The organism is Mesorhizobium sp. B2-5-13 (genome assembly GCF_006440535.1).
GTDB lineage: Bacteria > Pseudomonadota > Alphaproteobacteria > Rhizobiales > Rhizobiaceae > Mesorhizobium > Mesorhizobium salmacidum.
The window spans coordinates 261913-287738 of sequence record NZ_VFUI01000004.1; the positions used below are offsets into that span (position 1 = coordinate 261913).

The following is a 25826-nucleotide window of genomic DNA, read 5'->3' on the forward strand; positions in this document are numbered from 1 at the left end:
AGCCGAATAGCGTGATCAAAGCAAGTGTGATCACAAATCATAATCAGGAGACGGCGACGACCGTCTTCGGCCAGAGGGTTTGATGAGCGAGGCAGCGGAAAGGCAGGGGAAGGAGACCCGTCCGCCGGTTCTGACGGCAAGCCACGTCGTCAGGCGGTTCGGCGGCCTTGTCGCCGTCAATGATGTCTCATTCGATGTCAAAGCGGGCGAAATCCTTGGCCTGATCGGACCCAACGGCGCCGGCAAGACGACGATGTTCGACCTGCTTGCCGGCAGCATCCTGCCCACCAGCGGCGATATCCTTCTCGACGGCACGCGCGTCTCGGGCGAAGCCGCTCACCTGCGCATCGGCCGTGGGCTTGGCCGCACCTTCCAGATCCCCCGCCCGCTGCCCAATCTGACGCTGATCGAAAACATCATGCTGGCGGCACAGGGCCAGGCCGGCGAAAGGCTGCTCGCCAACTTCATCACGCCGTGGCGGGTGGCGGCGCAGGAAAGAGCTGCCCGGACAAAGGCGCTCGAACTGCTGGAACTCGTCACCCTCAGCCATCTCGCGCATGAGCCGGCGCGCGTGCTTTCCGGTGGCCAGCGCAAGCTGCTCGAACTCGCCCGGGTGATGATGGCCGATCCGGCGATCATCCTGCTCGACGAACCCGCGGCCGGCGTCAACGCGACGCTGCTCGAAGTCATCATCGACCGCATCCGCGACATCAACGCGCGCGGCATCACCTTCCTGCTGATCGAGCACAATATCGACATGGTGACGCGGCTCTGCCATCGCGTCCTGGTCATGGCGAGCGGCCAGTTGCTGAGCGAAGGCACCGCGGAAGAAGTCGCCCGAGACCCGCGCGTCATCGAGGCCTATCTCGGAGGTACCGCATGAGCGAGACCGTCCTCGATGTCCGCGATCTCGAAGCCGGTTATGAACCCGGCGTACCGATCGTGCGCGGCGCCTCCATCACCGTCGGCAGAGGCGAGATCGTCGTCGTGCTCGGCCCCAATGGCGCCGGCAAGTCGAGCTTCATCAAGGCAATCGCCGGCCTTGTCCCGATCACCGGCGGCACGGTGCTGCTGGACGGCAGGGACATCACCGCCGCGCCCGCCCACACCATGGTGCGGCTTGGCCTTGCCTTCGTGCCGCAGACCGAGAATATCTTTTCGCTGATGTCGGTGGAGGACAATCTCAGGGTTGCCTGCGGCATTCTCGAGCGGCGCGAAGTCCCTGTCCGCATCGAGGAAATGTACGCCGCCTTCCCCGACCTCGTCCGCCAGCGGCGCACCGCCGCCGGCAATCTGTCCGGGGGACAGCGGCAGATGCTTGCCGTGGCGCGGGCGCTGATCATCCATCCCAAGGTGCTGGTGCTGGACGAGCCGTCGGCTGGCCTGTCGCCGAAATTCGTCGCGATGGTATTCGAGATACTGGCCGGCATCCGCAAATCCGGCGTTACTATTCTTTTGGTCGAGCAAAACGCCAAGGCAGCGCTTGCCATTGGCGACCGCGCCTATGTGCTGGTCGAGGGCAAGGACCGGCACGAGGGCATCGCCTCCGAATTGTGGAATGATCCTGTCGTGGCCGAGCTCTATCTTGGCCAGCGTCCCCAGCATCAGCAGGGAGGCGCGGCATGAGCCTGCAATTCATCGTCGACGGACTGCTGACCGGCTCGATGATCGGCCTCGGCGCCATCGGCGTCACGCTCACCTATTCGATCCTGCGCTTCTCGAACTTCGCGCATGGCGACTTCATGGCCTGGGGCAGCTATGCGACGCTGGCCATGGTCAGTGCCATCGGTGCGATATTCGGCAAGGTAGCGCCGATCGGGCCGCTGTCCTTCGGCTGGCCGCTCCTTGTTGCATTGGTCGTCGGCATGGCCTTCACCGCCTTGCTGGCGCTGCTGCTCGACAAGGTCCTGTTTTCGCGGCTGCGCTCGCAAGGCCAGGCGATCATCGTTGTGATGGCGAGTTTCGGCGCCTCGATGGCGCTGCGCAGCCTGCTCGAATTCACCTTCACCTCACGGCCGACCTATTTCAGCCGGGCGATCCAGATCGCCATGCCGGTCGGCTTCGGCATCCGCATCACGCCCGACCAGATCGCCCTGTTGCTGCTGACCGCCGTGCTCGTGCTCGGCGTGCATCTGTTGATGACGCGTACGCAGACCGGCCGCTCGATGCAGGCCTTGAGCCAGAACGCGGCACTGGCCCGCATCGTCGGCATCGACGTCGCCAAGGTGGTGCGCGTCACCTGGATCATCGGCGGCGCGCTCGCCTGCGTGGCTGGCGTGATGATCGGCATTCTGGTGCAGATCCGCCCGTTCATGGGCTTCGACATGCTGCTGCCCATGTTCGCCGCCGCTATCCTCGGCGGCATCGGCAGCATCCCAGGCGCGGTGCTCGGCGGCCTGATCATCGGGCTCGCCGAAGCCGGCGCGGTGCAACTGATTGGCGCCGAATGGCGCGCCGCCGTCTCCTTCATCATCCTGATGGCGGTGCTGTTCGTGCGGCCGATCGGCCTTTTCGGAGTTCGGGAAAGATGATCGATCTCATCGGCTACGGCGCGTTCTTCCTGACCACGGCGCTGATCTTCTCGCTGGTCACGCTGGGGCTCAACCTGCAATGGGGCCTGACCGGCCTGTTCAACGTCGGCCTCGCCGGTTTTGTCGCCATCGGCGCCTACACCTCGACACTGCTGACGACACCGGACGATCCCGCGCGCCTCGGCGGCTTCGGCCTGCCCATCCTCGCCGGCTGGGCGGGCGCCATGACCGTCGGCGGCATTGCCGCCGCGCTTACCGGCATGGCGACGCTGCGTCTTAGATCCGACTATCTGGCGATCACCACCTTCGGCGTGGCCGTCGTCGTACAGCTGGTCGCGCTCAACGCGCAGAAGCTGACCGGCGGACCGTTCGGCATTGGCTTCATCCCGCGTCCCTTCGGCGGCCTGGCTGAGACGCCGCTGCTGTTCAACCTGTCGAACCTTGCTGTCGTTTGTGCCGTGACGCTGATTGCCTATCTCGCTTTGGAGCATTTGTCGCGAAGCCCGTGGGGTCGCGTGCTGAAGGCGCTGCGGGAGGACGAGCGGGCGGCGATTTCACTCGGCAAGAGCGCGCGCTTCTATCGCGTCCAGGCGTTTGCCGTCGGCGGCGCCATAATGGCGCTGGCCGGCGCGCTGCAGGCGCACTTCACCGGCTTCATCGCGCCGGACAATTATCTGCCGATCCTCACCTTTCAGGTCTGGGTGATGCTGATCGTCGGCGGCTCGGGCAGCAATCTCGGCGCCGTCATCGGCAGTGTCCTGGTCTGGGGGATATGGGCGGGATCGGGCACGCTGACCAGCGTGTTCTTCCCGCCCGAGCAGCAGGCACGCGCTGCCTCGCTGCAGATCGTCGCCATCGGCGTCATGCTTTGTGTGATCCTGCTGATCCGGCCAAACGGATTGTTCGGCGACAGGCCGAGGCGGCCGCGCTTTGGCAAGCGTAAGCGGATCGCTACGGACAAAAGCAGTTCCGGCTCATGAATGCTCCGGTCCGGCAGGGTGCGAATGACACTTCGCTCTGGCATGCGATCAACCGCGATCGGCGGGAACGGCCGACGCTGCAAGGCAGGCTCGATGTCGATCTGGCCATCGTCGGCGGTGGATTTTCCGGTCTGTCGACCGCGCTGCACGCCGCTGAAAAAGGCATCTCCGTCGCTGTGCTCGAAGCCGAGATCATCGCCTGGGGCGCGACCGGCAGGAACGCGGGTTTCGTCGTGCCGAACTTCGCCAGGATGGATCCGGACAACATCCTTGCGCATCTCGGCCCCGAGCGCGGTGAACGCCTCATCAATTTCGCCGCCGGCAGTGCCGGCCTCGTTTTCGGCCTGATCCGGCGGCACGGCATCGACTGCCACGCTGTGCAGAACGGATGGATCCAGCCGGCGCACTCGCCCGGCGCCTTGCAGAAGGCCAAATCACGTGCGGACCAATGGGCGCGGCGCGGACGGCCTGCCGTCACCCTGGATCGGCAGGAGGTCGAAGCGCTGACCGGCGCGCGCGGCTATGTCGGTGCCTGGATGGATCGTTCCGGCGGCGTGCTCAATCCGGTCGCCTATGCGCGCGGACTGGCCGATGCGGCGGAGAAGACTGGCGCGAAGATTTTCGAACGCACGCCGGTCACCTCGATCGATCGCGGGGCCGATGGCTGGGTGCTTAAAACAGGGTTGGGCTTGGTGCGCGCGGCCAAGGTATTGATCGCCACCAACGCCTATGGCGGGTCGCTCAGTCCGTTGCTGCGGCGAACCTATATTCCGCTGAAGGTTTTCCAGATCGCGACCGCGCCGCTACCGCTCGAAATCCGCACGCGACTGCTTCCCGGGGGGCAAGGCGTCGGCGATACCAGGCGCAATCTCTTCACCTTTCGCTTCGACGCCGATAACCGGCTGATCAGCGGCGGCATGCATATTCTTGGCACTGGCGCCGATACGCGCGTGCCGCAAACAATCTTGCGGCGGCTTGCCAGCCACCTCGACCTGCCCGATTTGCCGCCGCTTGCCTACAGCTGGTCGGGAATCGCGGCGGTCGAACCGGATTTCCTGCCGCACCTCCTGGATCTCGGCCCGGGGCTGATTGCCGGCCGCGCCTGCAACGGACGCGGCATCGCCATGACCACGGCGATGGGCAAGGTGCTAGCCGACTGGGCCGCTGGAACCGACGCGCGTGATTTGCCGCTGCCCTTTGCACCGCCGGCGCCGATCCCGTTCCATGCCCTGCTGAGGCACGCACCCAACATGCTGCTTGGCTGGAGCATGCTGCGCGATCGGATGGACGAGACGGCATAGGCCGACCGAGCCTGCCGTGCGATCAGTCCGCCGTGCAAAGGTTTTCGGAGAGGATAGCGGCCGCCGCGACAATGTCCTGCTCGAGGGAAGCCCGGACGGCTGGACCGTTGCGCTGTTCCAGCGCGGCGACGATCGCGCGGTGTGCGTCATTGGACTGCGGAATGTAGCGGTCAGCCCGCATCAGGAGCTTGAGATAGGGCCCGACGCGCCCCCAGAGATCGCGGATCATGTTCAAGAGGATGGGCGCGCCGGCATGCTCATAGATAGCGAAATGGAAGGCCTCGTTCAGGGAAAGATAGGTCGTGGCGTCCTGCGCCTCGACGGCCCGCTGCATGCCGGCGAGCGCGGCTTGTATGTCGGCCAGCCCGCTTTCTGTCATCCGTGACGTAGCCATCTCGCCCGCCAGCCCCTCGACGGCGGTGCGGATGCGCGTCAGTTCCGCGAAAGCGGGCGCGGAGAGCAACGGCACGATGATCGAGCGGTTGTTCTGTATTTCCAGAAGCCGCTCGGCGACCAGCCTTTGCAACGCCTCGCGGATCGGTGTGGTCGAAATGCCAAAGGTTTCGGCGAGCTTGCGGATGACCAGTGTCTGGCCCGGGCTGAAACCACCTGAAATCAATTCCTGCTTGAGCGCGCCGTAGGCGCGGTCATTGAGGGTTTGATGCTCGAGCTTCAGCATGCGCGGACTGCTCGGCTCACCATTTCGACAGCGCGCGGTCGAGCGTCTCGGCCAGTTGCTCGGCATTGTCCCTGGAAAAGGGCAGCGGCGGCCTGATCTTCAGCACATTGCCGCGTGGGCCACAGGACGAAATCAGCACGCCGTCCTCGCGCATGGCTTCGACGACGGAAGAGGTCCTGGCAGCGGCAGTGGCCCCATCCTCCGCCGTCAGCTCGACGCCGAAATAGAGGCCATTGTGCCTGACATCGGCGACCATGCCGTGCCGGCTTTGCAAGGCGCGAAGCAGGTTCCTCGTATAGGCACCGACTGTCCGCGCGTTCTCGATCAGCCCCTCGCCCTCGATCACCTCGAGCACGGCGATGCCGACGGCGGCCGCGACCGGATTGCCACCGAAAGTGTTGAAGTAGCCGGTGTTCGAACCGAACGAGCTCACCAGCTGCGGCCGCACGATCACCGCACCCATCGGATGCCCGTCGCCGATCGGCTTGCCCAACGTGACGATATCAGGCTCGAGGCCATAATTGGCGAAGCCCCACATGCCCTGGCCAAGCCGGCCGAAACCGGACTGGACCTCGTCGGCAATGACGATGCCGCCGGCTTTCCTGACGTGATCGGCCGCCTCGCGGATGACAGAACCATCGGGGAAGAAAATGCCATCGCTGGAAAAGGCCGAATCGAGCAGCAGCGCCGCCGGGCGGATGTTTTGCGCGCGCATATCGTCAATGGCGGCGGCGACATTCCTGGCGAAATCACGCGCGGCGCGGCCGCCGTCGCGGAACGTGTCCGGCGCTGCCACGGCTCGATGATGCGCGGGTACGCCCTTGGCGCCGACCGCCGCCGGCGACAGCTGCGCGGTGGCGATGGTGGCGCCGTGATAGGCGAAGTCGGTGATGATCACGCCGGTGCCGCCGCTCGAATGCTGGGCGATACGGATGGCGAGGTCGTTGGCCTCGCTGCCGGTGCAGGTGAACATGGCGTGGCCGAGATGGGACGGAAGCGTGCCGAGAAGCTTTTCCGCGTAGTCGAGGATGATCTCGCTGAGATAACGCGTGTGCGTGTTGAGCGTGGCTGCCTGCGCCGACAATGCCTCGACGACGCGCGGATGGCAGTGTCCGACCGAGACGACGTTGTTGTAGGCATCGAGGAATTTTCGGCCCTGCGCATCGTAGAGCCAGACACCGCTGCCACGCACCAGATGGATCGGGTTGCGGTAGAAGGCGCGATAGGTCGGCCCGAGCAACCTGGCGCGGCGTTCGAGCAGCGCGCGCTCGGCATCGGCAGAAACACTTGGGGGCGAGGGCTGGGACACGGCATCTACTCCGGCTTGGAATGGTCGAGAAAATAGCGGCGGGCTTCAATGGATGAGAGACCGTCCAGCCGTTCGAGCGAGGCCCAGACCTCGGTGATGAGGCGCAGGACATAGTCACGTTTGGCCGGAAACCGCTCGGCCTGCCAGCTGGCTATATTGGCGATGAGTGCGAGGCGGGCACGAATGAGGTGGAAGAGGATGCCAAGCTCTTCAATCTCGAGCGGCTGCACGGACTGGTAACCGGCGACGAAGCGTGCCGCAGGCGCCAGCGGATGGCCTTCAGCCGGCCAACGATAGACGGCACCGATGGCGAGATCGCAGATCAGCGGCGAGTGGATCATGTCGCCGAAATCGAGGATGCCGCTGACCATTTCCGGCCGCGAGGCATCCATCACCACATTGTAGGAGTTCATGTCGTTGTGGACGATCTGCGCGCGCAGCCCGGGGATGACCGGCGCTGCATGTTCTTCAAAAGCGTTGATGACACGCTCGACCATGGCGCGATGGCCGGCGTCGGTGATATGCGCCAGCATGGGCCGTGTCTTGGCGACCTTGCGGATGTCCCACAAAAGGTCGCTGCCGGCGGCCGGATGGAAGAAGCCGCGCAGTGCCCGGCCAAGCCGGGCGAGGAAGATGCCGAGATTGCGATCCTGCGCCGCCGACGTGGGCGAGCGCGAAAGCAACTGGCCGGGCAGATAGGTGACCAGCCGGACGATGCGCGGCGCCGATCCGCCGACGCTGACCATAAACTGCGCTTCGCCTTCAAGGCTCTTGCGCACCGAGGGAACCGGCAAGGCCGGGTCGACTGTCAGAATATGGTCGAGCGCCTTGTTCTGGAAATCGGTGAAGCCGGCCTCTTCCGCCGGATGCGAGACCTTCAGGACGAACTCGCCCTCGCCTTCGGTCAGGATATGGAAATTGTGGTCGCGTTCGCCTGGCAACGCACGCGCGCTGCCGATAATTCCGTAGTGGCGGCGCAATAGGGCCAACGCGTCGGCGATCGAAACGTCAGGCGCATCTTCGGCGAGCGTCTCGCCGAAGGCATCCGATACGGCCGCGTTCATAGCCTGACCTCGGGATCGATGGGCTCAAGGCCACACCAGTCGGCGATGAAGAGCGCGATGGTCTGGGTGACCTTGCGGACGGAGTCGAGATCGACGGCCTCGTCATAGCCATGCGGCATGCGGCAGATCGGGCCGTAGACGATCGCCGGCGTGTCGGCATAGAGGCCGAAGAAGCGCGCATCGGTGGTGGCCGAGGTGACATGCTCCGTCAGCGGCTCGCCCCACACGGCGGTATGGCTGCGCCGCAGCACGGCTTCCATCTCGTCGGCACCTTCCAGCACATAGCCCTCGGCCATGAAGCCGTTATAGGTCATCCTGGGCGGGCGATTGGCCAGGAACGGATCGGCGCGCGCCGCATCGGCGATGCAGGCTTCGAGTTCGGCTCTGGCGTCCTCCAGCTTCTGGTCGGGATAGGTCGCGACACGCATCTCGAAGACACAGCGCGCCGGAACGCTCGATGTCCATTCGCCGCCCTCGATCTTGCCGAGATTGAAGCGGATCGGGTGCGGGTGATCGCAGAAATGCTTGTCATCGACTTTTCTCGCGTTCCAGACGATTTCGAGCTGCTTTAGAGCCTGTATGATGAGGAAGGCCTTCTCGATGGCATTGGCGCCGGCAGAGAAAGCGCCCGACGCGTGCTGCGGATCGCCGTCGACCTCGACCCTGAACCAGATCGGCCCGACCTGCGCCCGCATCAGCCTTGGCTCCAGCGGTTCAGGAATGAAAGCGGCGTCGGCGCGGTAGCCGCGCTGCAGGCAAGCAAGCGCGCCGTTGCCGGTGCACTCCTCCTCGACGACCGACTGCAGGAATACTTTCGCCGCCGGCTGGTAACCGAGGCCCCGCAAGGCGGCCAGGGCATAGAGACAAGCCGACAGGCCGGCCTTCATGTCGCCGGCGCCGCGGCCATGCATCCAGCCGTCCTCGATCGCGGGATCGTAGGGGTCGCGCACCCAGCGATCGAGCGGTCCCGTCGGCACCACATCGATATGGCCGTTGAGGATCAGCGAGCGACCGGTGGCGTTTTTCGGCGTATGGGTGGCGACGACGTTGAACGCGTCATCGTACGAAACCGCTACGGGCGAGAATCCAGGCAGGTCGCGGATCGCATCGGCATCGACACGCCACATATCGACCGCATAGCCATTGGCTTCATAGGCAGCCGCCATGAAGGATTGCGCGGCGTGTTCCTCACCGCGCTGCGAGGGAAAGCGTACGAGGTCCGCCAGAAAGGCGAGCTGGCGGTCGAAGCCACCGTCGACCGCCCGCAAGATGGCCTCATCCGCAATTCGCTCAGGCATGATATTCCGCCTTCCCAGAAATGATGTATCATATCTCATATGCCATTTCCCGGAAAGGCAAGAAGGCAGGCGGCCAAAATCATGGCCCACCGCTGGAGCCTCTTGGCAGGCGGCAGCAGAGTTGGCATCAGCTTGAAGCGCCGGCAAGGCTGCGCGGCGGAAGATCGAGGACAGATGCAGGTCACCGAAGGCACATTGCCGGCTGAAATCACCGATCTCACCGTCGGCTACCGGCGCCTGCCGGCCGGCAAGCTCGCCAATGCGGTGACCTGGATGGAGGCGCGCGCTCCCCTGCTCGGTCTGGCGCGGCCGCTCGCCATAAAACGGATCACGACGCCCGACTGCGCCTCGTATCGGGCGATCTTCCTCGAAATCGGCGCTCCCTGGCTGTGGGACCGCGTGTCCGAAATATCCGACGCCGAGATAATGGCTCACTTCGCCGACCCGCGTCAGCACCTCTATTATGGCCACGATGAAACCGGCGCCCACATCGGCATGGTCGAATTCTTCGTTGCCGACAGCAACGAGATCGAGATCACCTATTTCGGCCTGTTCCCGTCCCTGACCGGCCGCGGTTTCGGCAAGCGGCTGATGGCCGGCGCGCTCGACCTGGCTTGGCGCCTGAACCCGAGCCGCATCTGGTTGCACACCAGCAGCTTCGATCATCACAGCGTCATCGGCTTCTACGGCGCATGCGGGTTCGTGCCCTTCGCGACCGGATTTGAGATCATCGACGATCCCCGGATAAAGGGAACCTTGCCGCGCGATGCGGCGCCGCAGATTCCGCTGCTCGATATGGAACGGGGCGCCCAGAGCGAGAACGTCGCACGGCGACGAGCAGGCAAGCCCTGAGATAGCGTCTCCGTCAGGTCGCCTGCGGCGCCGGCAGCCGTTCGCGCAATTCGTCGACAAGCACCCTGGTGTTTTCGGAATAGTCGATGGGTACGACGACGAGATGCACGCCGCCGCCGGTGAAGGCCTGTTCCAGCGTCGGCCGCAACTCGGCGATCGCGCCAACCCTGGTCCCTTTGGCGCCATAGGCCTCGGCGTATCCAACGAAGTCGGGATTGCCGAAGGTCATGCCGAAATCCGGGAATTCGTCGACCGCCTGCTTCCAGCGGATCATGCCATACGCATGGTCTTCCAGCAGCAGGACGACGAGGTTCAGCTTGAGCCTGACAGCCGTCTCCAGTTCCTGGCTGTTCATCATGAAGCCGCCATCGCCGCAGATGGCCATGACACGACGCTGGGGATAGAGCAGCGCCGCCATCATCGCCGACGGCAACCCGGCGCCCATGGTGGCCAGCGCGTTGTCGAGCAACAGCGTGTTTGCCATGCGCGTGCGGTAGTTGCGCGCGAACCAGATCTTGTACATGCCGTTGTCCAGCGCAAGGATGCCGTCGGCCGGCATCACGGCGCGCACGTCGTGCACGATGCGCTGCGGCGTGAAGCGGTCTTCGGTGGCGCGCGCGGCGATGCGGCTCAAAATGCCTTCGCGCAGCGGCAGCAGCGCCTGCGCGTTGGGGATCTTGCCTTCGATGCGGTCCGCCAGCAGCGCCAGCGACGGGCCGAGGTCGCCGACGATCTCGGCTTGCGGGAAATAGACCTGCTCGACATCAGCCGACTGGTAGCCGACATGAATAACCTTCGGTCCCTTCGCGCCCATGATGAACGGCGGCTTCTCGACCGTGTCGTGGCCAATGGTGATGATCAGATCGGCCTGTTCGATGGCCTCGTGGACATAGTCGCGCTCCGAAAGCGCCGCCGTTCCCATGTAAAGCTCGGTGCCGCCGGGCACGGTGCCCTTGCCCATCTGCGTGGTGAAATAGGGAATCTGCGTGCGCAGCACGAACTGGGCGACGTCGGGGGTCACGCGCGGCCGTGACGCCGCGGCGCCGAACATCAGCAGCGGGCGCTTGGCCTCGAGGATCATGCGGGCGGCGCGATCGAGCGCGCCAGCGCTGGCCAGGGGCAACTCGACCGGATGCGTCGGCACCAACGCGATCGGTTCGCACTCCGCCGCCGCGATGTCTTCCGGCAGTTCCAGGTGCACGGGGCCGGGGCGCTCTTCCTGTGCGACGCGGAAGGCTTCGCGCACCAGCGACGGGATCATCTTCGGCGAGACGATCTGGCGCGACAGCTTGGTCAGTGGCTTCATCGCCGCAACGATGTCGACGATCTGGAAGCGCGCCTGCCTGGACGACAGGATGCCCTTCTGGCCGGTGATCATGATCATAGGCATCGCACCGAGCAGCGCGTAGGCCGAGCCGGTCGTCAGGTTGAGCGCGCCGGGGCCGAGCGTGGTGATGCACACCCCTGCCTTGCCGGTGAGCCTGCCATAGGTGGCGGCCATGAAGGCGGCCGCCTGCTCGTGGCGGGTCAGGATCAGCTGGATCGACGAGCGGCGGATGGATTCGACGATGTCGAGATTTTCTTCGCCCGGAATGCCGAAGATCCGATCGACCCCTTCATTCTCGAGGGCCGCCACGAACAGATCCGAACCCTTGGTCATGAACCGTCTCTCCTGCGATGCGCGCATTCCATCAGCCATCTTCATATGGCACCGGAACGCGACGCCTCAAAGAGCGCAAGTCGTCTGCTGGCAATCACGCCATCATTTTCGGCAAGGCGGCCGCCAATGCGTCGACAGCCAGCCGGACCTTGAGCGGCAGATGCGGCGTCTGCAGCCAGAGTGCATGACAGTCGTAGGGATAGCGTGGCTGGTCCGGCAACAGCTCGACCAGCGCGCCGACCTGGATGCGCTGGCGAGCCAGCCAGTAAGGCAACCACGCCAGCCCCATCCCGCCGACAGCGGCATCGGCGATGGCATCGAGATCGTCGAGCCGCAGCCGGCCGTTTGGGATGACCTCGAGCGCGGCCTGTCCTTCGCGCGCGAACAGCCATGGCTGAACGATCATGCCGAGCCGGCGATAGACAATCGCCTGATGATCGGCGAGATGTTCGATCCGCCGTGGTTCGCCATGAATTTCCAGATAGGAAGGCGCGGCACAGACGACCATGTCCTGGCGTGCAACACGGCGCGCGATCACGCCGGCCTTGTCGTCCAGCTCACCGGTCCGTATGGCGAGGTCGTAGCCATCCTCGGCAAGATCGGTAAAGCGGTCGTTGAGCGAGAGGTCGAGCTCCAGCATCGGATACCGCCGCGCCAGTTGCAGCAATACGGGGGTCACGCAGTGGCGGCCGAAATGCGCAGGCATGGTGACGCGCAATTTTCCGCGCGGTTCCGAGAGCTGGTCGGCGGCGAGCGCGTCGGCGGCCTCGGCCTCGGCCAGCACCAGGCGGCACCGCTCATAGTAGGCGCGGCCGAAATCGGTCAGGCTCCGCCGGCGCGTGGTCCGGTTGATGAGACGCATGCCAAGTCTGTCCTCAAGAAATCGGACATGCTTGCCGACCATCGGTCCAGACAGATCGAGCGCAGTGGCCGCCGCTGCGAACGAGCCGAGATCAACCGCCCTGACGAACACGGCCATGCTCTCGAGCCTATCCATATTCGAAACTCCTGGTTTCTAGTGCATCACCAGAACAGCCATTTATCGCCAAAAGCCCTCGCGTCATAGCTCATTCGGTTCAGATAACTTGGAGTTGGCCGAATGACCCGTGTAGTCCGCTTCCACCAACATGGTGGTCCCGAGGTCCTGCGCATCGAGGAGGTCGACCTGCCCCCACCGGGCCAGGGTGAAGTTCAAATCCGCGTCAGGGCATTCGGCCTCAACCGCGCCGAGGCGCTGCTGCGCGCCGGCAGCTATATCGAGACACCCGTGCTCCCGTCCGGGCTCGGGCTGGAAGCGGCAGGCGTCATCGAGGCGATTGGCGAAGGCGTGACGGAGCTGGCGCCCGGCGACGCGGTCAGTGTCGTCCCGCCGCAATCGATGGTTCGCTGGCCGGCCTACGGTGAGCTTGTCACTTTCCCCGCCGGGCTCATCGTCAAACACCCACCGTCCCTCGACTGGCAAACCGCGGCGGCGGTTTGGATGCAGTATCTCACTGCCTACGGCGCCATGATCGACATCGCCAGCTTGAGCAGTAGAGATGCCGTTGTCATCACCGCGGCCTCGAGCAGCGTCGGACTTGCCGCAATCCAGATCGCCAACAGGGTTGGCGCGACAGCGATCGCGGTGACGCGGACATCCGCAAAAAGACAGGCCCTGCTTGATGCCGGAGCGGCTGAAGTCGTGGTCCTCGCCGACGAAGATCTTGCCATGCGGCTGAGTGGGATCGCTGGGCAGGATGGCGTGCGCGTCGTGCTCGATGCAGTCGGCGGCCCGATCTTCGAACCGCTGACCGCAGCCATGTCGAAGGGCGGCATTCTGATCGAATATGGCGGCCTCAGCAGCGACCCGACGCCGTTTCCGTTGCCTGCGGTACTGGGCAAGACGCTGACGTTGCGCGGCTATCTCGTCCACGAGATCACCGGCAATCCTGAGAAGTTGGAGGCTGCCAAGGCGTTCATCCTCGAAGGGCTTGGGGACGGCACGCTGAGGCCGATCATCGACAGAACGTTTCCATTCGACCAGATCGTCGAGGCGCATCGCTATCTTGAATCGAACGAACAGTTCGGCAAGATCGTCGTCACGGTTTGAGCAGCAATCATTCTCGCCGGCAATATTGCCCCTTGAAGGGGCCGCCCCGCATTCCTAAATCCCGAATGCGGGCCGGGCCCCTCTGACTGTCGCTTCTGGCGACCGTGATGTCGGACCGCTTCAACGGGCCCGTTTTCATTCCTTTCGGTCGAGCGGGCTCATTCCTTTCTGGTTAGGAGCCCCTGATGACATCATCTCTCCTCGGTATGGTCTGCCCCTCCTGCCGCGTCGCCCTCGTGATGAGCGAACGCCAGGGGATCGAGATCGACTACTGTCCGCAGTGCCGCGGCGTCTGGCTTGATCGTGGCGAACTCGACAAGATCATCGAACGTTCCGGCAGGGATGCGTCGCCCGCGCCGCAAGCGCAGCCCGCCCCATTTGCCCAGCCGCAACACAGCCGGGACCGCGATGACGACTATTCCCGCTCGCATGGCCAACGCTATCCGAAGCGAAAGAAGTCATTCTTCGAAGAGCTGTTCGACTGACCCTTATGACGCCCGCGACCCGGGGCCAGCGCCTTGCTGAAATTTTCCGAAACGACATCGATAAGGTTCTATCAGATGATTTCCCGCACAAGCCGATTCGCTATCCTCTTTGCCGGCCTGTTCCTCGCCTTCTCGATGGTCGCGATCGATCATGCCGAGGCGCGGCGCGGCGGCAGCTTCGGCAGTCGTGGCGCGCGCACCTTCCAATCGGCACCGCCGACCAGGACCGCGCCGGCGCCGACCGCGCCGGTCGAGCGTTCGATGACACCCAATGCCGGCGTGAACAATGCAGCCCGGCAGCCGCAGGCCGGCCCGCAGAGACCCGGCTTCATGAGCGGCTTCGGCGGAATGATGATGCGCGGCCTGCTGCTCGGCGGCCTGATCGGACTGCTCGTGGGCCAAGGTTTCGGCGGCCTCGCCGGCATGTTCGGATTCCTGCTCCAGGCCCTGCTCATCGGTGGCGCGATCATGCTGGCCATCAGGTTCTTCCGGTCGCAGTCCGCGCGTGGCCCCGCGCCCGCGCTCGCCGGCATGGACAATGCCCAGGCTTCGCGGCTTGAGAACCGCGCAACGGCACAGCAGGAGACGGGAACCGCAGGCTCCTTCACCATTCCCGGCTTTGGCGGCGGTTCGGGCGGAGGCTATGAGGCCACCCGGTCCGAGGAGATCACGCTGGCCCAGACCGACCTCGACGCCTTCCAGCAGTTGTTGACCGAGGTCCAGGAAGCATTCGGCCGCGAGGACCATGGCGCATTGCGCCGGTCGGTGACGCCCGAGATGGTGTCCTATCTGTCGGAAGAACTGGCCGACAATGCCCAGAAAGGTCTCAGGAACGAAGTTTCCGATGTCACCCTGCTGCAGGCCGACATCGCGGAAAGCTGGCGCGAGGATGACCGCGACTACGCCACCGCCGCATTGCGTTATGAGTCGCGCGACGTGATGCGCGAACGGGCGAGCGGCAAGGTCGTCGAGGGCGACGAGGGCCACCCCACCGAGACGACCGAGTTGTGGACGTTCACGCGTCAGAACGGCTCGAACTGGAAGCTCTCGGCGATACAAGAGACTTGAGCCTGGCGAGTTTACTGGGGATCAAGCCACGATCTTGACGCAAATCGGCGTGCTGATCTCGACGGCGGAGACAGCACCGCCGGCGCCGTGAAAATAAGGCGTCTCCCGGTTCAGGCTGCCGACAAACACCAGACAGACCATTCCAGGCACCGCGCATGATTTGCTCCTGCCTGCCCGCGCTTCCACGCGCAAAACCGGCCAAATTTCGCCTGTCCTCGCTTGCAACATAACCTCATATGTGAAAATAGTATTTACAAAAGAAGATTGGCGAGGAGGAGACATCGTGCCATCAGGCGCTTCGATGCGTGGTCGAATGATCATCTGGCGCTCTCGCGAGACCGGTGGATTGAGCCATGAATGATTTCGCACCCACCGTCGGCATTGCCTCGACGTACCCCAAGAATATGCCTGCCGATCATGCCGCCCTGCCGGTGTGGAACGCCGAGAACTGGTTCTACGAGGACTGGCCGGTTGGCCAGAGAATCCGTTCGTTGCGACGCACCATGGCGGAAGGCGACAGCCATCTCTTCAACACGCTGGTGCTCGACATCCATCCTTACGTGCAGGACCAGATGTTTGCCGAGAGCGAGGGCATTTTCGGCAAGAGGCTGATCGCCGGCGCCTTCGTCTTCTCGGCTGGGCTGGGGCTAGTCGCCACCAACTGCGTCAACGCCTTCTCCTACGGCTATGACAAGCTCCGCTTCATAAAGCCCGTCTTCATCGGCGATACCATCTATTCGATCCGTTCCAACCTCAACAAGAAGCCCCGCTACAAGGAGATGGGGCTGATCCGCGCCAGCTACGAGGTGTTCAAGGGCGAAGGCGAGCTGGTGCTCTATTGCGAGCATCTGCAGACGGTGAAGTACCGCAACCCTGCCGATTTCGTCGGCAAGACGGAGAAATAGAGATGCCGGCAGCAGCCGAATTGCCGCTGGCCGGCCTCGTCGTCGTCGACATGAGCCAATTCCTGTCCGGGCCGTACTGCTCGCTCAGGCTGCTCGATCTCGGCGCCCGCGTCATCAAGGTCGAGCGTCCTGACGGAGGCGATCTGTCGCGCCGGCTCTATCTCAGCGACACCGAGATCGGCGGCGATTCGACGATCTTCCATGCCATCAACCGGGCCAAGGAAAGCCTCGCCATCGATTTGAAGAAGGAGGCGGACCTCAAGGTATTGCGCGGGCTGCTGGCCAAGGCCGATGTGCTGATCCAGAATTTCCGGCCCGGCGTCATCGAACGCCTTGGCCTCGACTACGAGGCCGTCCGCCAGATCAACCCGCGCCTGGTCTATGCCTCGATCAGCGGCTATGGCGAGGAGGGTCCGTGGGTGAAGCGCCCGGGCCAGGATCTTCTGGCGCAATCGCGCTCCGGCGTGATGTGGTTGAATGGCGACGAAGACCAGGGGCCGGTGCCGTTCGGGCTCGCCATCGGCGACATGCTGGCGGGTGCGGCCTGCGCGCAAGGCATCCTGGCAGCACTGGTGCGGCGCGGCATCACCGGTCAGGGAAGCCATATAGAGACCAGCCTTTTGGAAGCGCTGGTCGACTTCCAGTTCGAGGTGCTGACCACGCATCTCAATGACGGTCGTCGCCTGCCCAGGCGCTCAAGTTTCCGCAGCGCGCATGCCTATCTCTCCGCGCCTTATGGCGTCTATCCGGCCAAGGACGGATATCTCGCCATCGCCATGACGCCTATCCCCAAGCTCGCCGAACTCTTGTCGCTCAGCGAGTTGGCCCCCTATTGCGACAAGCCGGCATCCTGGTTCACCGCGCGCGACGATATCAAGGCGATCATCGCTCAGAGGATCGCCACCAAGACCATCGACGAATGGCTCGAAATCCTGGAGCCGGCCGACATCTGGTGCGCCAAGGTGTTGAACTGGCCGGAGATGCTGGCAAGCCAGGGTTTCCAGTCGCTCGACATGCTGCAGACGGTGACGCGTGAGGATGACGTCTCGATCCTGACCACCAGTTCACCGCTCAGGGTTGATGGGATCAGAGCCAAGGTTGACCGCGCGGCGCCGCGCATCGGCGAGCACAGTACGAAAATCCGCGAGGAATTCGGCCTGTGAGCACGCTCAAGGGCATGACCTGGAGCCACCCGCGCGGCTATGATCCGATGATCGCGTGTTCATCTCTGTGGGAGCAGAAGACCGGCGTTCCGATCGAGTGGGACAAGCGTTCGCTGCAGGATTTCGAATCCTATCCGGTCGAGGAGTTGGCGCGCGCCTATGATTTGATCGTCATCGACCATCCGCATGTCGGCCAGATCACGGCGGAGCGCTGTCTTGAGCCTCTCGACGTCACCGGCCGCGAGGCGCAGCGCGCCGCGCTTGCCTCGGGCAGCGTCGGCCAATCCTATCCGAGTTACACCTGGCAGGGCCGGCAATGGGCGTTTCCGATCGACGCGGCGGCGCAGGTGCAGGCCTGGCGGCCGGACGCGCTCGATGCGCCGGCAGCGACGTGGAGCGAGATGCTCGCTGTCGCCCGGCAGGGCGGCGTGTTGCTGCCACTGCGGCCACCGCATTGCCTGATGACATTCTACACGCTGGCCGGCAATCTCGGGCATCCCTGCGCGACCGATTCGTCGGGCGATCTTATCGACGTCGAGATGGGCTGCGAAGTCTTCGATAGGATGCGAGAGATCGCGGCGCTGGTCGACCCCACCTGCTTCGACATGGACCCGATCGCCGTTTCGGAGCGCATGGCCGAGGCCGGCTCCCGCATTGTCTGTGCGCCGCTGATCTATGGCTATGTCTCTTATGCGGCGTCGGGTTTTCGCGCGAACAGGCTGGCCTTTGCCGATATCCCGGTCATTGGTTCCAATGGCCCGATCGGCTCGGCGCTCGGCGGCACAGGCATTGCGGTCTCGGCCTTTTCCAAGGCGAAGGACGCCGCGATCGACTTCGCCTACTGGATCGCCAGCGGCGATGTCCAGCGCGGCATCTATGCCGCCGCCGGCGGCCAGCCGGGCCATGCGGCTGCCTGGGAAGACCAGACGGTCAATGAAGCGACCGCTAACTTCTATCGGGACACGCTCGCGACGCTGGAGGACGCCTGGATGCGGCCGCGCCATGACGGCTACATGGCGTTCCAGCAGGCGGCGTCCGACCGCATCAATTCCGGTCTGACCTGCGGCGACCCGGCCGGCCAGGTCGTCGCCGATCTCATCAGCCTGTTCCGGGCCAGTATCCAGGCGGCCACCTGAGGGACTGGATCGTTACTTCAACCGCCACTGCTTGCGGGCGTTACCCGACAAAAGCTTGTCACGTTCCGAGACGCTGCAGCCGGCAAGCAGCGCATGTGTCGCCGCCACCCAGGTCGAGAGACCACCACCAAGCGTACAGACCGGCCAGTCGCTGCCCCAGACAACACGGTCCCAGCCGAATGAATTGATGGTGTGTTCGACGTAAGGCCGGAGTGTCTCGACCGTCCAACTGCCGGAGTCCGCATAGGCGACCACCCCGGAGACCTTGGCCATGACGTTCGGACGCCGCGCGATCTCGCTCATGTGTTCACGCCAGGGATGCTCAGCGTTGCCCTTGATGTCGGGGACACCGCAATGGTCGAGCACGAACTGGACATCGGGAGCCAGATCGGCGAGCGCCATCGCCTTGGGGACCTGATGCGGCAGTACGACGAGGTCGAAGGTCAGGCCGGTGCCGCCAAGCCGCTTAATGTTGTCACGGAACAATGCCCCTTCCGAAATATCGTCCGGCACGACGTGGAGGACACGGCGAAAGCCTTTGACGAAGGGATTTGCCCGCTGGCGTTCAAGATAGGCAGGGAAATCCGCCTCCTCGGGACGGCAAGATGCAATCGCCCCGGCGAGCATGCTGCCTGCTTGCCGCGACAGGCCCTCGACACGGGTGGTTTCCGCCTCGATATCGGCCGGGTCGACATCCACCTCCATATGCAGCACGCAGCCGACGCCGACACGCTTTGCCTCCGTGGCGTATTCTTCATAGGAGAAATCGCGGTTCAGTGCCGGCTCACCGGCAAGCCAGGGATAACGCAGCACCGAGCGATCGATGAGATGCAAATGGGTGTCGATGATCATGGCGATGCTCCTCCGCTGGCTTTCTCAGATCATCTCACGGGGGAATTCTTCATTCAAATAAGAATTCATGCCGATGAACCGACGGCCGACCCGGCTAGGTGCGACAGCTTTTCGCAGGTTGCCAGCAACAACTCGATGGTCCGGGTGATATCGGGCGCGGACGGCGCGTTGACCACGGTGATGTAGGGGATCGACAGCGCCGCGATGGCCTTGCCGTCGGAACCGCGCACCGGGGCGGAGAGGTTGAAGACGCCTGCGGTCTGCATGGAAGCCATCATCTCGTAGCCGCGGTCGCGAATCTGGTCGAGACGGGCGAAGAACTCGGCCGGCTGCGCGGTCTTGTCGGTGCTACGGACATGCTCCGAGATCATCATCTGCCGCTCTTCCGGCGAACGGAAGGCGAGCAGGACGTGGCCTGAACCGGTATCGAACAGGCTAATGTGGGAGCCGACACGGATCGAAATGCCCCAGTAGTTCGGCGCCTCCTGCTGGCCGATCACGACAGCGGAACCGCGGTCAAAAACAACGAGTTGGTTGGCTTGCTGCGAGGTCTCGGCCAACTCGCGCATCAGCGGCGTCGCATAGGAAACCAGCCGCCGCACCGGCGCGTGCAATTGTGCCAGGCCAAACAGCTTGAGCGTCAGCGAATAGCGGTCGCCGTCCAGTCGCGTGACGTAGCCACGCCGCACCAGCCGGTCCAGCATGCGATAAAATTCATTGGGGCTGCGGTCGAGTTTCTTGGCGATTTCCGCCTGCGTCAGGCCGCCATCGACGCCAGCCAGCAGTTCGAGGATGTCGAGCCCCTTGTCGAGCGCCGGCGCGCGGTAGCGCTCGTCTTCGCTGTCTTCCATGGCTCGTCCCTCCAGTGAATTCAGCTCTTCATATACGCAGGAACGTGGCTGGCGGAAACAAATTTCGCCTTGACGTATCCATGAATGTTTTGTTTGTATATGAATGTAGGACTTCTTGTCATCAGACGAGTTGCGGTCGCCGCTGAGGCGCACCAAGGGAGGATATCAATGAACAGACTGCTTTCCGGCGTGTCCGCCGGCGCATTGGCACTCGCATTTGGCGCGGGTGCTGCCCTTGCCGGCGACCTGCCCGGCAAGTTCGAAGGCGTGACCGTCGACGTAAAGCTGATCGGCGGCCAGCAATATGAAAAGCTCTACGAGCGCATCCCGGAGTGGGAGAAGGCGACCGGCGCCAAGGTCAATATCCTGACCAAGAAGAACGGCTTCGATATCGACAAGGAGCTCAAGTCCGACATCGCTTCGGGCAGCACCAACTGGTGCGTCGGCTGGAACCATTCCTCCTTCGCGCCGCAGTACACCGGCCTCTACACCGATCTCAGCAAGCTCCTGCCGAAGTCGGAGATCGACGGCTTCGTGCCGTCGACGATCAAGGCGGCAACCATCGACGGCAAGCTGGAAATGCTGCCGCGTGCGCAGTTCGACGTTTCGGCGCTCTACTACCAGAAGAGCCTGTACGAAAACGCCGACAACAAGACCAAGTTCAAGGCCAAATACGGCTACGACCTGGTGCCGCCGGACACCTGGAAGGAAGTCACCGACCAGGCCGAGTTCTTCGCCAACCCACCCAATTTCTACGGCACCCAGTTCGCCGGCAAGGAAGAGGCGATCAACGGCCGCTTCTACGAAATGGTGGTCGCCGAGGGCGGCGAATATCTCGACAAGGACGGCAAGCCGGTCTTCAATTCCGAGGCAGGCATCCGGGCGCTCGACTGGTTCGTCAACCTTTACAAGGCCAAGGCCGTGCCGGCCGGAACCACCAACTACCTCTGGGACGATCTCGGCCAGGGCTTTGCCTCGGGCACCGTCGCCATCAATCTGGACTGGCCGGGCTGGGCCGGATTCTTCAACGATCCGAAGTCGTCGAAGGTCGCCGGCAATGTCGGCGTCAAGGTCGCGCCGAAGGGCTCCGCTGGCGTACGCACCGGCTGGTCGGGCTTCCATGGTTTCTCGGTGACCGAGAATTGCCCGAACAAGGAGGCAGCCGCGTCGCTCGTATGGTGGCTGACCAATGAGGACAGCCAGAAGCTCGAGGCCGCCGCCGGCCCGCTGCCGACGCGCACCGCGGTCTGGGACTGGGACCTGCAGCAGGCCGCGAACGATCCTTACAAGAAGGAGGTTCTGTCGGCTTTCCAGGAAGAAGCCAAGCACGCCTTTGCCGTGCCGCAGACGCCTGAGTGGATCGAGATCTCGAACGCCGTCTATCCCGAGTTGCAGGCCGCTATCCTCGGCGACAAGACCTCCAAGCAGGCACTGGATGAAGCCGCCGCCAAGGCGACGCAGATCCTGCAGGACGCCGGCAAACTCTAAGCATTGTTCTCAAGACCGCCTCCCCCACTGTGAATGGGGGAGGCGATCGCGTCTTGCCGGTGCTGTCCATTCATCGGTCAGGCCCCGGCCCAAAATTGCATGCCAGATACCAAAGGACCCCGATGAAGGGCTTCAAGCCATCCGCACCATTCCTGCTGCTGCTTCCGGCGTTCATCGTGCTGGCGGCGGTCGTGGTGGTGCCGTTGCTTCTCTCGCTCTATTCCAGCTTCACGCCCTTCCGGCTGACCAAGCCCGAGACGTTTTTCGTCTTCATCGGCTTGCGGAACTATCTTTCGATCCTGGCCAATATCGATTTCTGGTGGGCGTTCGGGCGCACGGTTCTGCTGCTGACGATCGCGCTCAATCTTGAAATGCTGCTTGGCCTCGGCCTCGCCATGCTGGTCGAGAAGGCGACACGCGGCCAGCGCATCCTGCGCACGCTGATGATGTTTCCGATGATGTTCTCGCCGATCCTCGTCGGCTTCCAGTTCAAGTTCATGTTCAACGATAATATCGGTCTGGTGAACAACGCGCTGCAGTCGCTCGGCATCACCAGCGACGCCATCCCGTGGCTGATCGAAGGCCATCTCGCCTTCGTCGCAATTTCAGTCGCCGAGATCTGGTCGTCGACGGCGATCTTCGCCATCCTGATCCTGGCCGGGCTGCTCGCCATGCCCAAGGAACCGATCGAGGCGGCTCGCGTCGATGGCTGCACGCCGTGGCAGACATTCCGCTATGTGACGTGGCCGTTCGTCATGCCCTTCGCCTACATCGCCATGACCATCCGCTCGCTCGACGTGGCGCGCGCCTATGACATCGTCAAGATCATGACCGATGGCGGGCCGGCCGGCCGCACCGAACTGCTTTGGACGCTGGTGGCGCGCACCGCCTATAGCGACGGACGCATGGGAATGGCCAACGCCATGGCCTATTTCTCGATCCTGCTGTCGATCGCCTTCACAGTCTACTTCTTCAACAAGCTCGCCGCGGCGCGCACGCAAATCGGCGCGGAGTGGTGAAGATGGACGAGAATTCTTCCGCCCGCCTCAAGCGCCGGCTGCTTGATATCGTCTATCGTATCGGCCTGTTTCTGGCGATGCTGACGATCTGCCTGCCCGGCCTCTGGATCGTTCTGTCGTCGCTGCGACCGACGGTCGAGATCATGGCGAAGCCGCCTGTGTGGATCCCGCAGGACATTTCGTTCGATGCCTATGTCGCGATGTTCTCAGGCATCGGCAAGGGCGGCATTCCGGTCATCGAGTATTTCCGCAACTCGCTGATCATCTCGGTGACCTCGACGGTTATCGCGGTCGCCATCGGCATGGCCGGTGGCTATGCCTTCGCGCGCTACCGCTTCCGCGGCAAGTCGAGCGTCTTCCTCGGCCTGATGCTGACGCGCACGGTGCCGGGCATCGCGCTGTCGCTGCCACTGTTCTTCCTCTATGTGCGGCTCGGCATCATCGACACGCATTTCGGGCTGATCCTCGCCTATGTCGCACTCAACGTGCCGTTCACCATCTGGCTGATCGACGGCTTCTTTCGCCAGGTGCCGAAGGACCTCGCGGAAGCAGCGCAGATCGACGGCTGCACGCGCTGGCAGGCCTTCTGGCAGGTGGAATTCCCACTCGCCGGACCGGGCATTGCGTCGGCGGCGATCTTCGCCTTCCTGACCTGCTGGAACGAGTTCGCGCTGGCTTCCCAACTGACCCGCTCGGTGAGCGCCAAGACGCTGCCGGTCGGCCTGCTCGACTACACGGCCGAGTTCACCATCGACTGGCGCGGCATGTGCGCGCTCGCCGTTGTGATGATCATCCCGGCGCTCACCCTCACTTTCATCGTCCAGAAACACCTTGTCGGCGGCCTGACCTCCGGCGCGGTGAAAGGCTGATCCAATGGCAACGGTTTCCCTCAAAAAGCTGACCAAGCGCTACGGCAATATCCAGATCGTGCATGGCATCGACCTCGACATCACCGACCGCGAATTCATCGCGCTGGTCGGCCCGTCAGGCTGCGGCAAATCGACGACGCTGCGCATGATCGCCGGGCTGGAAGAGATCAGCGCCGGCTCGATCGAGATCGGCGGGCGCGTCGTCAACGACCTGCCGCCACGCTCGCGCAACATCTCGATGGTGTTCCAGTCCTATGCGCTCTACCCGCATATGACGGTGCGCGAAAATCTCGGCTTCTCCCTGAAGATCGCCGGTGCCGCCAAGGAGGATATGGACCGCCGTGTCGCCGAGGCTTCAGCCATCCTCGGGCTCGATACTTTGCTCGACCGCCGCCCGTCGCAACTCTCCGGCGGGCAACGCCAGCGCGTCGCCATGGGCCGCGCCATCGTGCGCGACCCCGATGTCTTCCTGTTCGACGAGCCGCTTTCCAATCTCGATGCCAAGCTTCGCACGCAGATGCGCACCGAGATCAAGAAGCTGCATGCCAAGGTCCAATCGACGGTGATCTACGTCACCCACGACCAGGTCGAGGCGATGACGCTTGCCGACCGCATCGTCATCATGCGCGACGGCTACATCGAACAGGTCGGCACACCAGACGAGGTTTTCCGGCGCCCGGCGACACGCTTCGTCGCCGGCTTCATCGGCTCGCCGCCTATGAACCTGCATGAGGCCACGATAGACGACGGCCAGCTGGCTTTCGCCAGCGGCGCCAAGCTGCCGCTGCCCAGCCAGTTCAAGGCCAATGTCGCCATCGGCGACAAGGTCGTGTTCGGGCTGCGACCCGACGACATCTACCCGACCGGCCATGGCATCAGTTCGGGAAGTTCCGCCGACGTGCACCAGATCGAATTGCCGATCACCGTCACCGAACCGCTCGGCAACGAGACGCTGGTGTTCGTCGAGTTCAACGGCAGCGATTGGGTCTCGCGCATGCTGAACCCCCGCCCGCTGCGATCCGGCGAGCGCGTCGCCATGAGCCTCGACCTGTCGCAGGCGCATCTGTTTGCCACCGAGACCGGAAAGACATTGCGGAGCTGACCGACATGGCAAGGATCGAGAAAATCGAGCTGCGGATGGTGGACCTTGTGCCAAAGGTCAAGCGCACAGACGCCATCCAGAGCTTCGTCAGCCAGGAAACGCCTATCGTGACGCTCACCGATTCCGACGGCGCGGTCGGCACCGGTTACAGCTACACGATCGGCACCGGCGGTTCGTCGGTGATGCGGCTCTTGTCCGACCACCTGGTGCCGCGCCTGATCGGGCGCGATCCTGATATGATCGAGGCGATCTGGCACGATCTCGAATTCGCCACCCACGCCACCACGATCGGTGCGATCACCGCGATCGCCATCGCGGCGATTGACACCGCACTATGGGACCTCAGGGCGAAGAAACAGAACCTGCCGCTGTGGAAGCTCGCCGGCGGCGCCAAGGACCGCTGCCCGCTCTACACGACCGAAGGCGGCTGGCTGCATATCGATACGCAGGCGCTGGTCGACGATGCGCTGGCCGCCAAGGCGAAGGGATTTCGTGGCTCGAAGGTGAAGATCGGCAGGCCGCATGGGTCTGAGGATCTCGCGCGCCTGTCGGCGGTGCGAAAGGCGGTCGGCGACGGCTACGAGATCATGACCGACGCCAATCAGGGCTTCTCGGTGGACGAGGCGATCCGGCGTGCGGCGAGGTTGCGCGAACTCGATCTCGCATGGATCGAGGAGCCGCTGCCGGCCGACGACATCGACGGACATATCAGGTTGTCGAGCTCGACGCCGACGCCGATCGCGGTTGGCGAATCGCTCTATTCCATGCGCCACTTCCGCGAATACATGCAGAAAGGCGCCTGCTCGGTCGTGCAGGTCGATGTCGGCCGCATCGGCGGCATCACCCCCTGGCTCAAGATCGCCCATGCGGCGGAGGCCTTCGACATTCCGGTTTGCCCGCATTTCCTGATGGAATTGCATGTCAGCCTGACCTGTGCTGTTCAGAACGGCAGGTATGTCGAGTACATTCCGCAACTCGACCAGTTGACCGGCAGGCACATGCGCATCGAGGATGGGCATGCGCTGGCGCCCGACGAGCCCGGTATCGGCATCGATTGGGACTGGGACGCGGTCGAGGCCATGAGCATCGCCGAATTCACCACGGCGATCACGAAATAGGGGAACG

The 25826-nt window shown here is 63.7% G+C and carries 26 protein-coding genes; 17 read left to right on the top strand and 9 right to left on the bottom strand.

What is annotated here, in order from left to right:
- Positions 1–82 precede the first annotated feature (82 nt).
- Genes FJ434_RS09735 through FJ434_RS09755 form a run of 5 tightly spaced genes read left to right on the top strand, consistent with a single transcriptional unit; the run spans position 83 to position 4812 of the window.
- Positions 83–883 carry an ABC transporter ATP-binding protein gene (locus FJ434_RS09735; protein ID WP_140714819.1) on the top strand — a complete coding sequence of 267 codons (801 nt, stop codon included), beginning with the start codon at positions 83–85 and terminating at the stop codon, positions 881–883.
- The gene (locus tag FJ434_RS09740) at positions 880–1626 is read left to right on the top strand and encodes an ABC transporter ATP-binding protein (protein ID WP_140745923.1); all 747 of its coding nucleotides are present in this window, start codon (positions 880–882) and stop codon (positions 1624–1626) included. The genes FJ434_RS09735 and FJ434_RS09740 overlap by 4 nt, the downstream gene beginning before the upstream one ends.
- Positions 1623–2531: a branched-chain amino acid ABC transporter permease gene (locus FJ434_RS09745; protein WP_140745925.1), complete on the top strand. Its 909-nt coding sequence runs from the start codon at positions 1623–1625 to the stop codon at positions 2529–2531. Before FJ434_RS09740 ends, FJ434_RS09745 begins: the two co-directional genes overlap by 4 nt.
- Positions 2528–3511, top strand: a complete 984-nt coding sequence (locus FJ434_RS09750; protein WP_181165846.1) for a branched-chain amino acid ABC transporter permease — start codon at positions 2528–2530, stop codon at positions 3509–3511. The genes FJ434_RS09745 and FJ434_RS09750 overlap by 4 nt, the downstream gene beginning before the upstream one ends.
- Complete coding sequence (locus tag FJ434_RS09755) at positions 3508–4812, top strand: FAD-dependent oxidoreductase (RefSeq protein WP_140745927.1); 1305 nt, start codon at positions 3508–3510, stop codon at positions 4810–4812. Before FJ434_RS09750 ends, FJ434_RS09755 begins: the two co-directional genes overlap by 4 nt.
- A 22-nt stretch (positions 4813–4834) precedes the next feature.
- Here the strand turns inward: FJ434_RS09755 and FJ434_RS09760 are convergent, their stop codons facing one another.
- Genes FJ434_RS09760 through FJ434_RS09775 form a run of 4 tightly spaced genes read right to left on the bottom strand, consistent with a single transcriptional unit; the run spans position 4835 to position 9162 of the window.
- Positions 4835–5491 (bottom strand): GntR family transcriptional regulator, encoded by a 657-nt coding sequence (locus FJ434_RS09760; RefSeq protein WP_140745929.1) that lies wholly within the window; start codon positions 5489–5491, stop codon positions 4835–4837.
- 16 nt (positions 5492–5507) lie between these two features.
- Positions 5508–6800, bottom strand: coding sequence for an aspartate aminotransferase family protein (locus tag FJ434_RS09765; protein ID WP_140745931.1), 1293 nt, complete (start codon positions 6798–6800; stop codon positions 5508–5510).
- Positions 6801–6805: 5 nt separating this feature from the next.
- Complete coding sequence (locus FJ434_RS09770; RefSeq protein WP_140745933.1) at positions 6806–7864, bottom strand: phosphotransferase; 1059 nt, start codon at positions 7862–7864, stop codon at positions 6806–6808.
- Positions 7861–9162 (bottom strand): ArgE/DapE family deacylase, encoded by a 1302-nt coding sequence (locus FJ434_RS09775; RefSeq protein WP_181165847.1) that lies wholly within the window; start codon positions 9160–9162, stop codon positions 7861–7863. The genes FJ434_RS09770 and FJ434_RS09775 overlap by 4 nt, the downstream gene beginning before the upstream one ends.
- Before the next feature lie 174 nt (positions 9163–9336).
- Here FJ434_RS09775 and FJ434_RS09780 point away from each other — a divergent pair, with 174 nt between their 5' ends.
- On the top strand, positions 9337–10014 hold the full coding sequence (locus FJ434_RS09780; protein WP_140745935.1) for a GNAT family N-acetyltransferase: 678 nt from the start codon (positions 9337–9339) through the stop codon (positions 10012–10014).
- A 13-nt stretch (positions 10015–10027) separates the two neighbouring features.
- On the opposite strand, the gene FJ434_RS09785 is transcribed toward FJ434_RS09780, so the two are convergent.
- Positions 10028–11674, bottom strand: a complete 1647-nt coding sequence (locus FJ434_RS09785) for an acetolactate synthase large subunit (protein WP_140745937.1) — start codon at positions 11672–11674, stop codon at positions 10028–10030.
- Positions 11675–11768: 94 nt separating this feature from the next.
- Positions 11769–12671 carry a LysR family transcriptional regulator gene (locus FJ434_RS09790; protein ID WP_140745939.1) on the bottom strand — a complete coding sequence of 301 codons (903 nt, stop codon included), beginning with the start codon at positions 12669–12671 and terminating at the stop codon, positions 11769–11771.
- A 102-nt stretch (positions 12672–12773) separates the two neighbouring features.
- Here FJ434_RS09790 and FJ434_RS09795 point away from each other — a divergent pair, with 102 nt between their 5' ends.
- The 3 genes from FJ434_RS09795 to FJ434_RS09805 all read left to right on the top strand — a co-directional run bounded on the left by FJ434_RS09795 (position 12774) and on the right by FJ434_RS09805 (position 15316).
- Positions 12774–13763 carry a zinc-dependent alcohol dehydrogenase family protein gene (locus FJ434_RS09795; RefSeq protein ID WP_140745941.1) on the top strand — a complete coding sequence of 330 codons (990 nt, stop codon included), beginning with the start codon at positions 12774–12776 and terminating at the stop codon, positions 13761–13763.
- Between the two features lie 185 nt (positions 13764–13948).
- Positions 13949–14248, top strand: coding sequence for a zf-TFIIB domain-containing protein (locus FJ434_RS09800; protein WP_027145106.1), 300 nt, complete (start codon positions 13949–13951; stop codon positions 14246–14248).
- Between the two features lie 75 nt (positions 14249–14323).
- Positions 14324–15316, top strand: coding sequence for a Tim44 domain-containing protein (locus FJ434_RS09805; protein ID WP_140745943.1), 993 nt, complete (start codon positions 14324–14326; stop codon positions 15314–15316).
- A 21-nt stretch (positions 15317–15337) separates the two neighbouring features.
- Here the strand turns inward: FJ434_RS09805 and FJ434_RS09810 are convergent, their stop codons facing one another.
- Positions 15338–15637, bottom strand: a complete 300-nt coding sequence (locus FJ434_RS09810; RefSeq protein WP_140745945.1) for a hypothetical protein — start codon at positions 15635–15637, stop codon at positions 15338–15340.
- A 32-nt stretch (positions 15638–15669) separates the two neighbouring features.
- Between FJ434_RS09810 and FJ434_RS09815 the strand changes: the two genes are divergently transcribed.
- Genes FJ434_RS09815 through FJ434_RS09825 form a run of 3 tightly spaced genes read left to right on the top strand, consistent with a single transcriptional unit; the run spans position 15670 to position 18520 of the window.
- A complete protein-coding gene (locus FJ434_RS09815) occupies positions 15670–16221 on the top strand; it encodes a MaoC family dehydratase (protein WP_140745947.1) in 552 nt (183 codons plus the stop codon).
- Positions 16222–16223: 2 nt separating this feature from the next.
- Entirely contained in the window at positions 16224–17384 is a 1161-nt protein-coding gene (locus tag FJ434_RS09820; protein ID WP_140745949.1) for a CaiB/BaiF CoA-transferase family protein, read from the top strand.
- A 14-nt stretch (positions 17385–17398) separates the two neighbouring features.
- Positions 17399–18520: an extracellular solute-binding protein gene (locus FJ434_RS09825; RefSeq protein ID WP_140746083.1), complete on the top strand. Its 1122-nt coding sequence runs from the start codon at positions 17399–17401 to the stop codon at positions 18518–18520.
- A gap of 12 nt (positions 18521–18532) precedes the next feature.
- On the opposite strand, the gene FJ434_RS09830 is transcribed toward FJ434_RS09825, so the two are convergent.
- A complete protein-coding gene (locus FJ434_RS09830; RefSeq protein WP_140745951.1) occupies positions 18533–19372 on the bottom strand; it encodes an amidohydrolase in 840 nt (279 codons plus the stop codon).
- A 65-nt stretch (positions 19373–19437) separates the two neighbouring features.
- A complete protein-coding gene (locus FJ434_RS09835) occupies positions 19438–20223 on the bottom strand; it encodes an IclR family transcriptional regulator (protein ID WP_140505741.1) in 786 nt (261 codons plus the stop codon).
- 168 nt (positions 20224–20391) lie between these two features.
- Between FJ434_RS09835 and FJ434_RS09840 the strand changes: the two genes are divergently transcribed.
- The 5 genes from FJ434_RS09840 to FJ434_RS09860 all read left to right on the top strand — a co-directional run bounded on the left by FJ434_RS09840 (position 20392) and on the right by FJ434_RS09860 (position 25819).
- Positions 20392–21711, top strand: coding sequence for a sugar ABC transporter substrate-binding protein (locus FJ434_RS09840; RefSeq protein WP_140505742.1), 1320 nt, complete (start codon positions 20392–20394; stop codon positions 21709–21711).
- 122 nt (positions 21712–21833) lie between these two features.
- On the top strand, positions 21834–22730 hold the full coding sequence (locus FJ434_RS09845; RefSeq protein ID WP_140745954.1) for a sugar ABC transporter permease: 897 nt from the start codon (positions 21834–21836) through the stop codon (positions 22728–22730).
- A 2-nt stretch (positions 22731–22732) separates the two neighbouring features.
- Positions 22733–23599 (top strand): carbohydrate ABC transporter permease, encoded by an 867-nt coding sequence (locus FJ434_RS09850; RefSeq protein WP_140617472.1) that lies wholly within the window; start codon positions 22733–22735, stop codon positions 23597–23599.
- A gap of 4 nt (positions 23600–23603) precedes the next feature.
- A complete protein-coding gene (gene ugpC, locus FJ434_RS09855; RefSeq protein ID WP_140714850.1) occupies positions 23604–24701 on the top strand; it encodes a sn-glycerol-3-phosphate ABC transporter ATP-binding protein UgpC in 1098 nt (365 codons plus the stop codon).
- Positions 24702–24706: 5 nt separating this feature from the next.
- On the top strand, positions 24707–25819 hold the full coding sequence (locus FJ434_RS09860; protein WP_140505750.1) for a mandelate racemase/muconate lactonizing enzyme family protein: 1113 nt from the start codon (positions 24707–24709) through the stop codon (positions 25817–25819).
- Positions 25820–25826 lie beyond the last annotated feature (7 nt).

Bases quoted from the DNA above. Each gene is read 5' to 3' on its own strand.
- FJ434_RS09795 (WP_140745941.1), top strand. From the start codon at position 12,774: ATGACCCGTGTAGTCCGCTTCCACCAACATGGTGGTCCCGAGGTCCTG.
- FJ434_RS09770 (WP_140745933.1), bottom strand. From the start codon at position 7,864: ATGAACGCGGCCGTATCGGATGCCTTCGGCGAGACGCTCGCCGAAGAT.
- FJ434_RS09745 (WP_140745925.1), top strand. From the start codon at position 1,623: ATGAGCCTGCAATTCATCGTCGACGGACTGCTGACCGGCTCGATGATC.
- FJ434_RS09840 (WP_140505742.1), top strand. From the start codon at position 20,392: ATGAACAGACTGCTTTCCGGCGTGTCCGCCGGCGCATTGGCACTCGCA.
- FJ434_RS09800 (WP_027145106.1), top strand. From the start codon at position 13,949: ATGACATCATCTCTCCTCGGTATGGTCTGCCCCTCCTGCCGCGTCGCC.
- FJ434_RS09750 (WP_181165846.1), top strand. From the start codon at position 2,528: ATGATCGATCTCATCGGCTACGGCGCGTTCTTCCTGACCACGGCGCTG.
- FJ434_RS09740 (WP_140745923.1), top strand. From the start codon at position 880: ATGAGCGAGACCGTCCTCGATGTCCGCGATCTCGAAGCCGGTTATGAA.
- FJ434_RS09835 (WP_140505741.1), bottom strand. From the start codon at position 20,223: ATGGAAGACAGCGAAGACGAGCGCTACCGCGCGCCGGCGCTCGACAAG.
- FJ434_RS09825 (WP_140746083.1), top strand. From the start codon at position 17,399: ATGACCTGGAGCCACCCGCGCGGCTATGATCCGATGATCGCGTGTTCA.
- FJ434_RS09850 (WP_140617472.1), top strand. From the start codon at position 22,733: ATGGACGAGAATTCTTCCGCCCGCCTCAAGCGCCGGCTGCTTGATATC.
- FJ434_RS09790 (WP_140745939.1), bottom strand. From the start codon at position 12,671: ATGGATAGGCTCGAGAGCATGGCCGTGTTCGTCAGGGCGGTTGATCTC.
- FJ434_RS09860 (WP_140505750.1), top strand. From the start codon at position 24,707: ATGGCAAGGATCGAGAAAATCGAGCTGCGGATGGTGGACCTTGTGCCA.
- FJ434_RS09735 (WP_140714819.1), top strand. From the start codon at position 83: ATGAGCGAGGCAGCGGAAAGGCAGGGGAAGGAGACCCGTCCGCCGGTT.
- FJ434_RS09845 (WP_140745954.1), top strand. From the start codon at position 21,834: ATGAAGGGCTTCAAGCCATCCGCACCATTCCTGCTGCTGCTTCCGGCG.
- FJ434_RS09820 (WP_140745949.1), top strand. From the start codon at position 16,224: ATGCCGGCAGCAGCCGAATTGCCGCTGGCCGGCCTCGTCGTCGTCGAC.
- FJ434_RS09780 (WP_140745935.1), top strand. From the start codon at position 9,337: ATGCAGGTCACCGAAGGCACATTGCCGGCTGAAATCACCGATCTCACC.
- FJ434_RS09775 (WP_181165847.1), bottom strand. From the start codon at position 9,162: ATGCCTGAGCGAATTGCGGATGAGGCCATCTTGCGGGCGGTCGACGGT.
- FJ434_RS09805 (WP_140745943.1), top strand. From the start codon at position 14,324: ATGATTTCCCGCACAAGCCGATTCGCTATCCTCTTTGCCGGCCTGTTC.
- FJ434_RS09830 (WP_140745951.1), bottom strand. From the start codon at position 19,372: ATGATCATCGACACCCATTTGCATCTCATCGATCGCTCGGTGCTGCGT.
- FJ434_RS09815 (WP_140745947.1), top strand. From the start codon at position 15,670: ATGAATGATTTCGCACCCACCGTCGGCATTGCCTCGACGTACCCCAAG.
- ugpC (WP_140714850.1), top strand. From the start codon at position 23,604: ATGGCAACGGTTTCCCTCAAAAAGCTGACCAAGCGCTACGGCAATATC.
- FJ434_RS09810 (WP_140745945.1), bottom strand. From the start codon at position 15,637: ATGATCATTCGACCACGCATCGAAGCGCCTGATGGCACGATGTCTCCT.
- FJ434_RS09785 (WP_140745937.1), bottom strand. From the start codon at position 11,674: ATGACCAAGGGTTCGGATCTGTTCGTGGCGGCCCTCGAGAATGAAGGG.
- FJ434_RS09755 (WP_140745927.1), top strand. From the start codon at position 3,508: ATGAATGCTCCGGTCCGGCAGGGTGCGAATGACACTTCGCTCTGGCAT.
- FJ434_RS09760 (WP_140745929.1), bottom strand. From the start codon at position 5,491: ATGCTGAAGCTCGAGCATCAAACCCTCAATGACCGCGCCTACGGCGCG.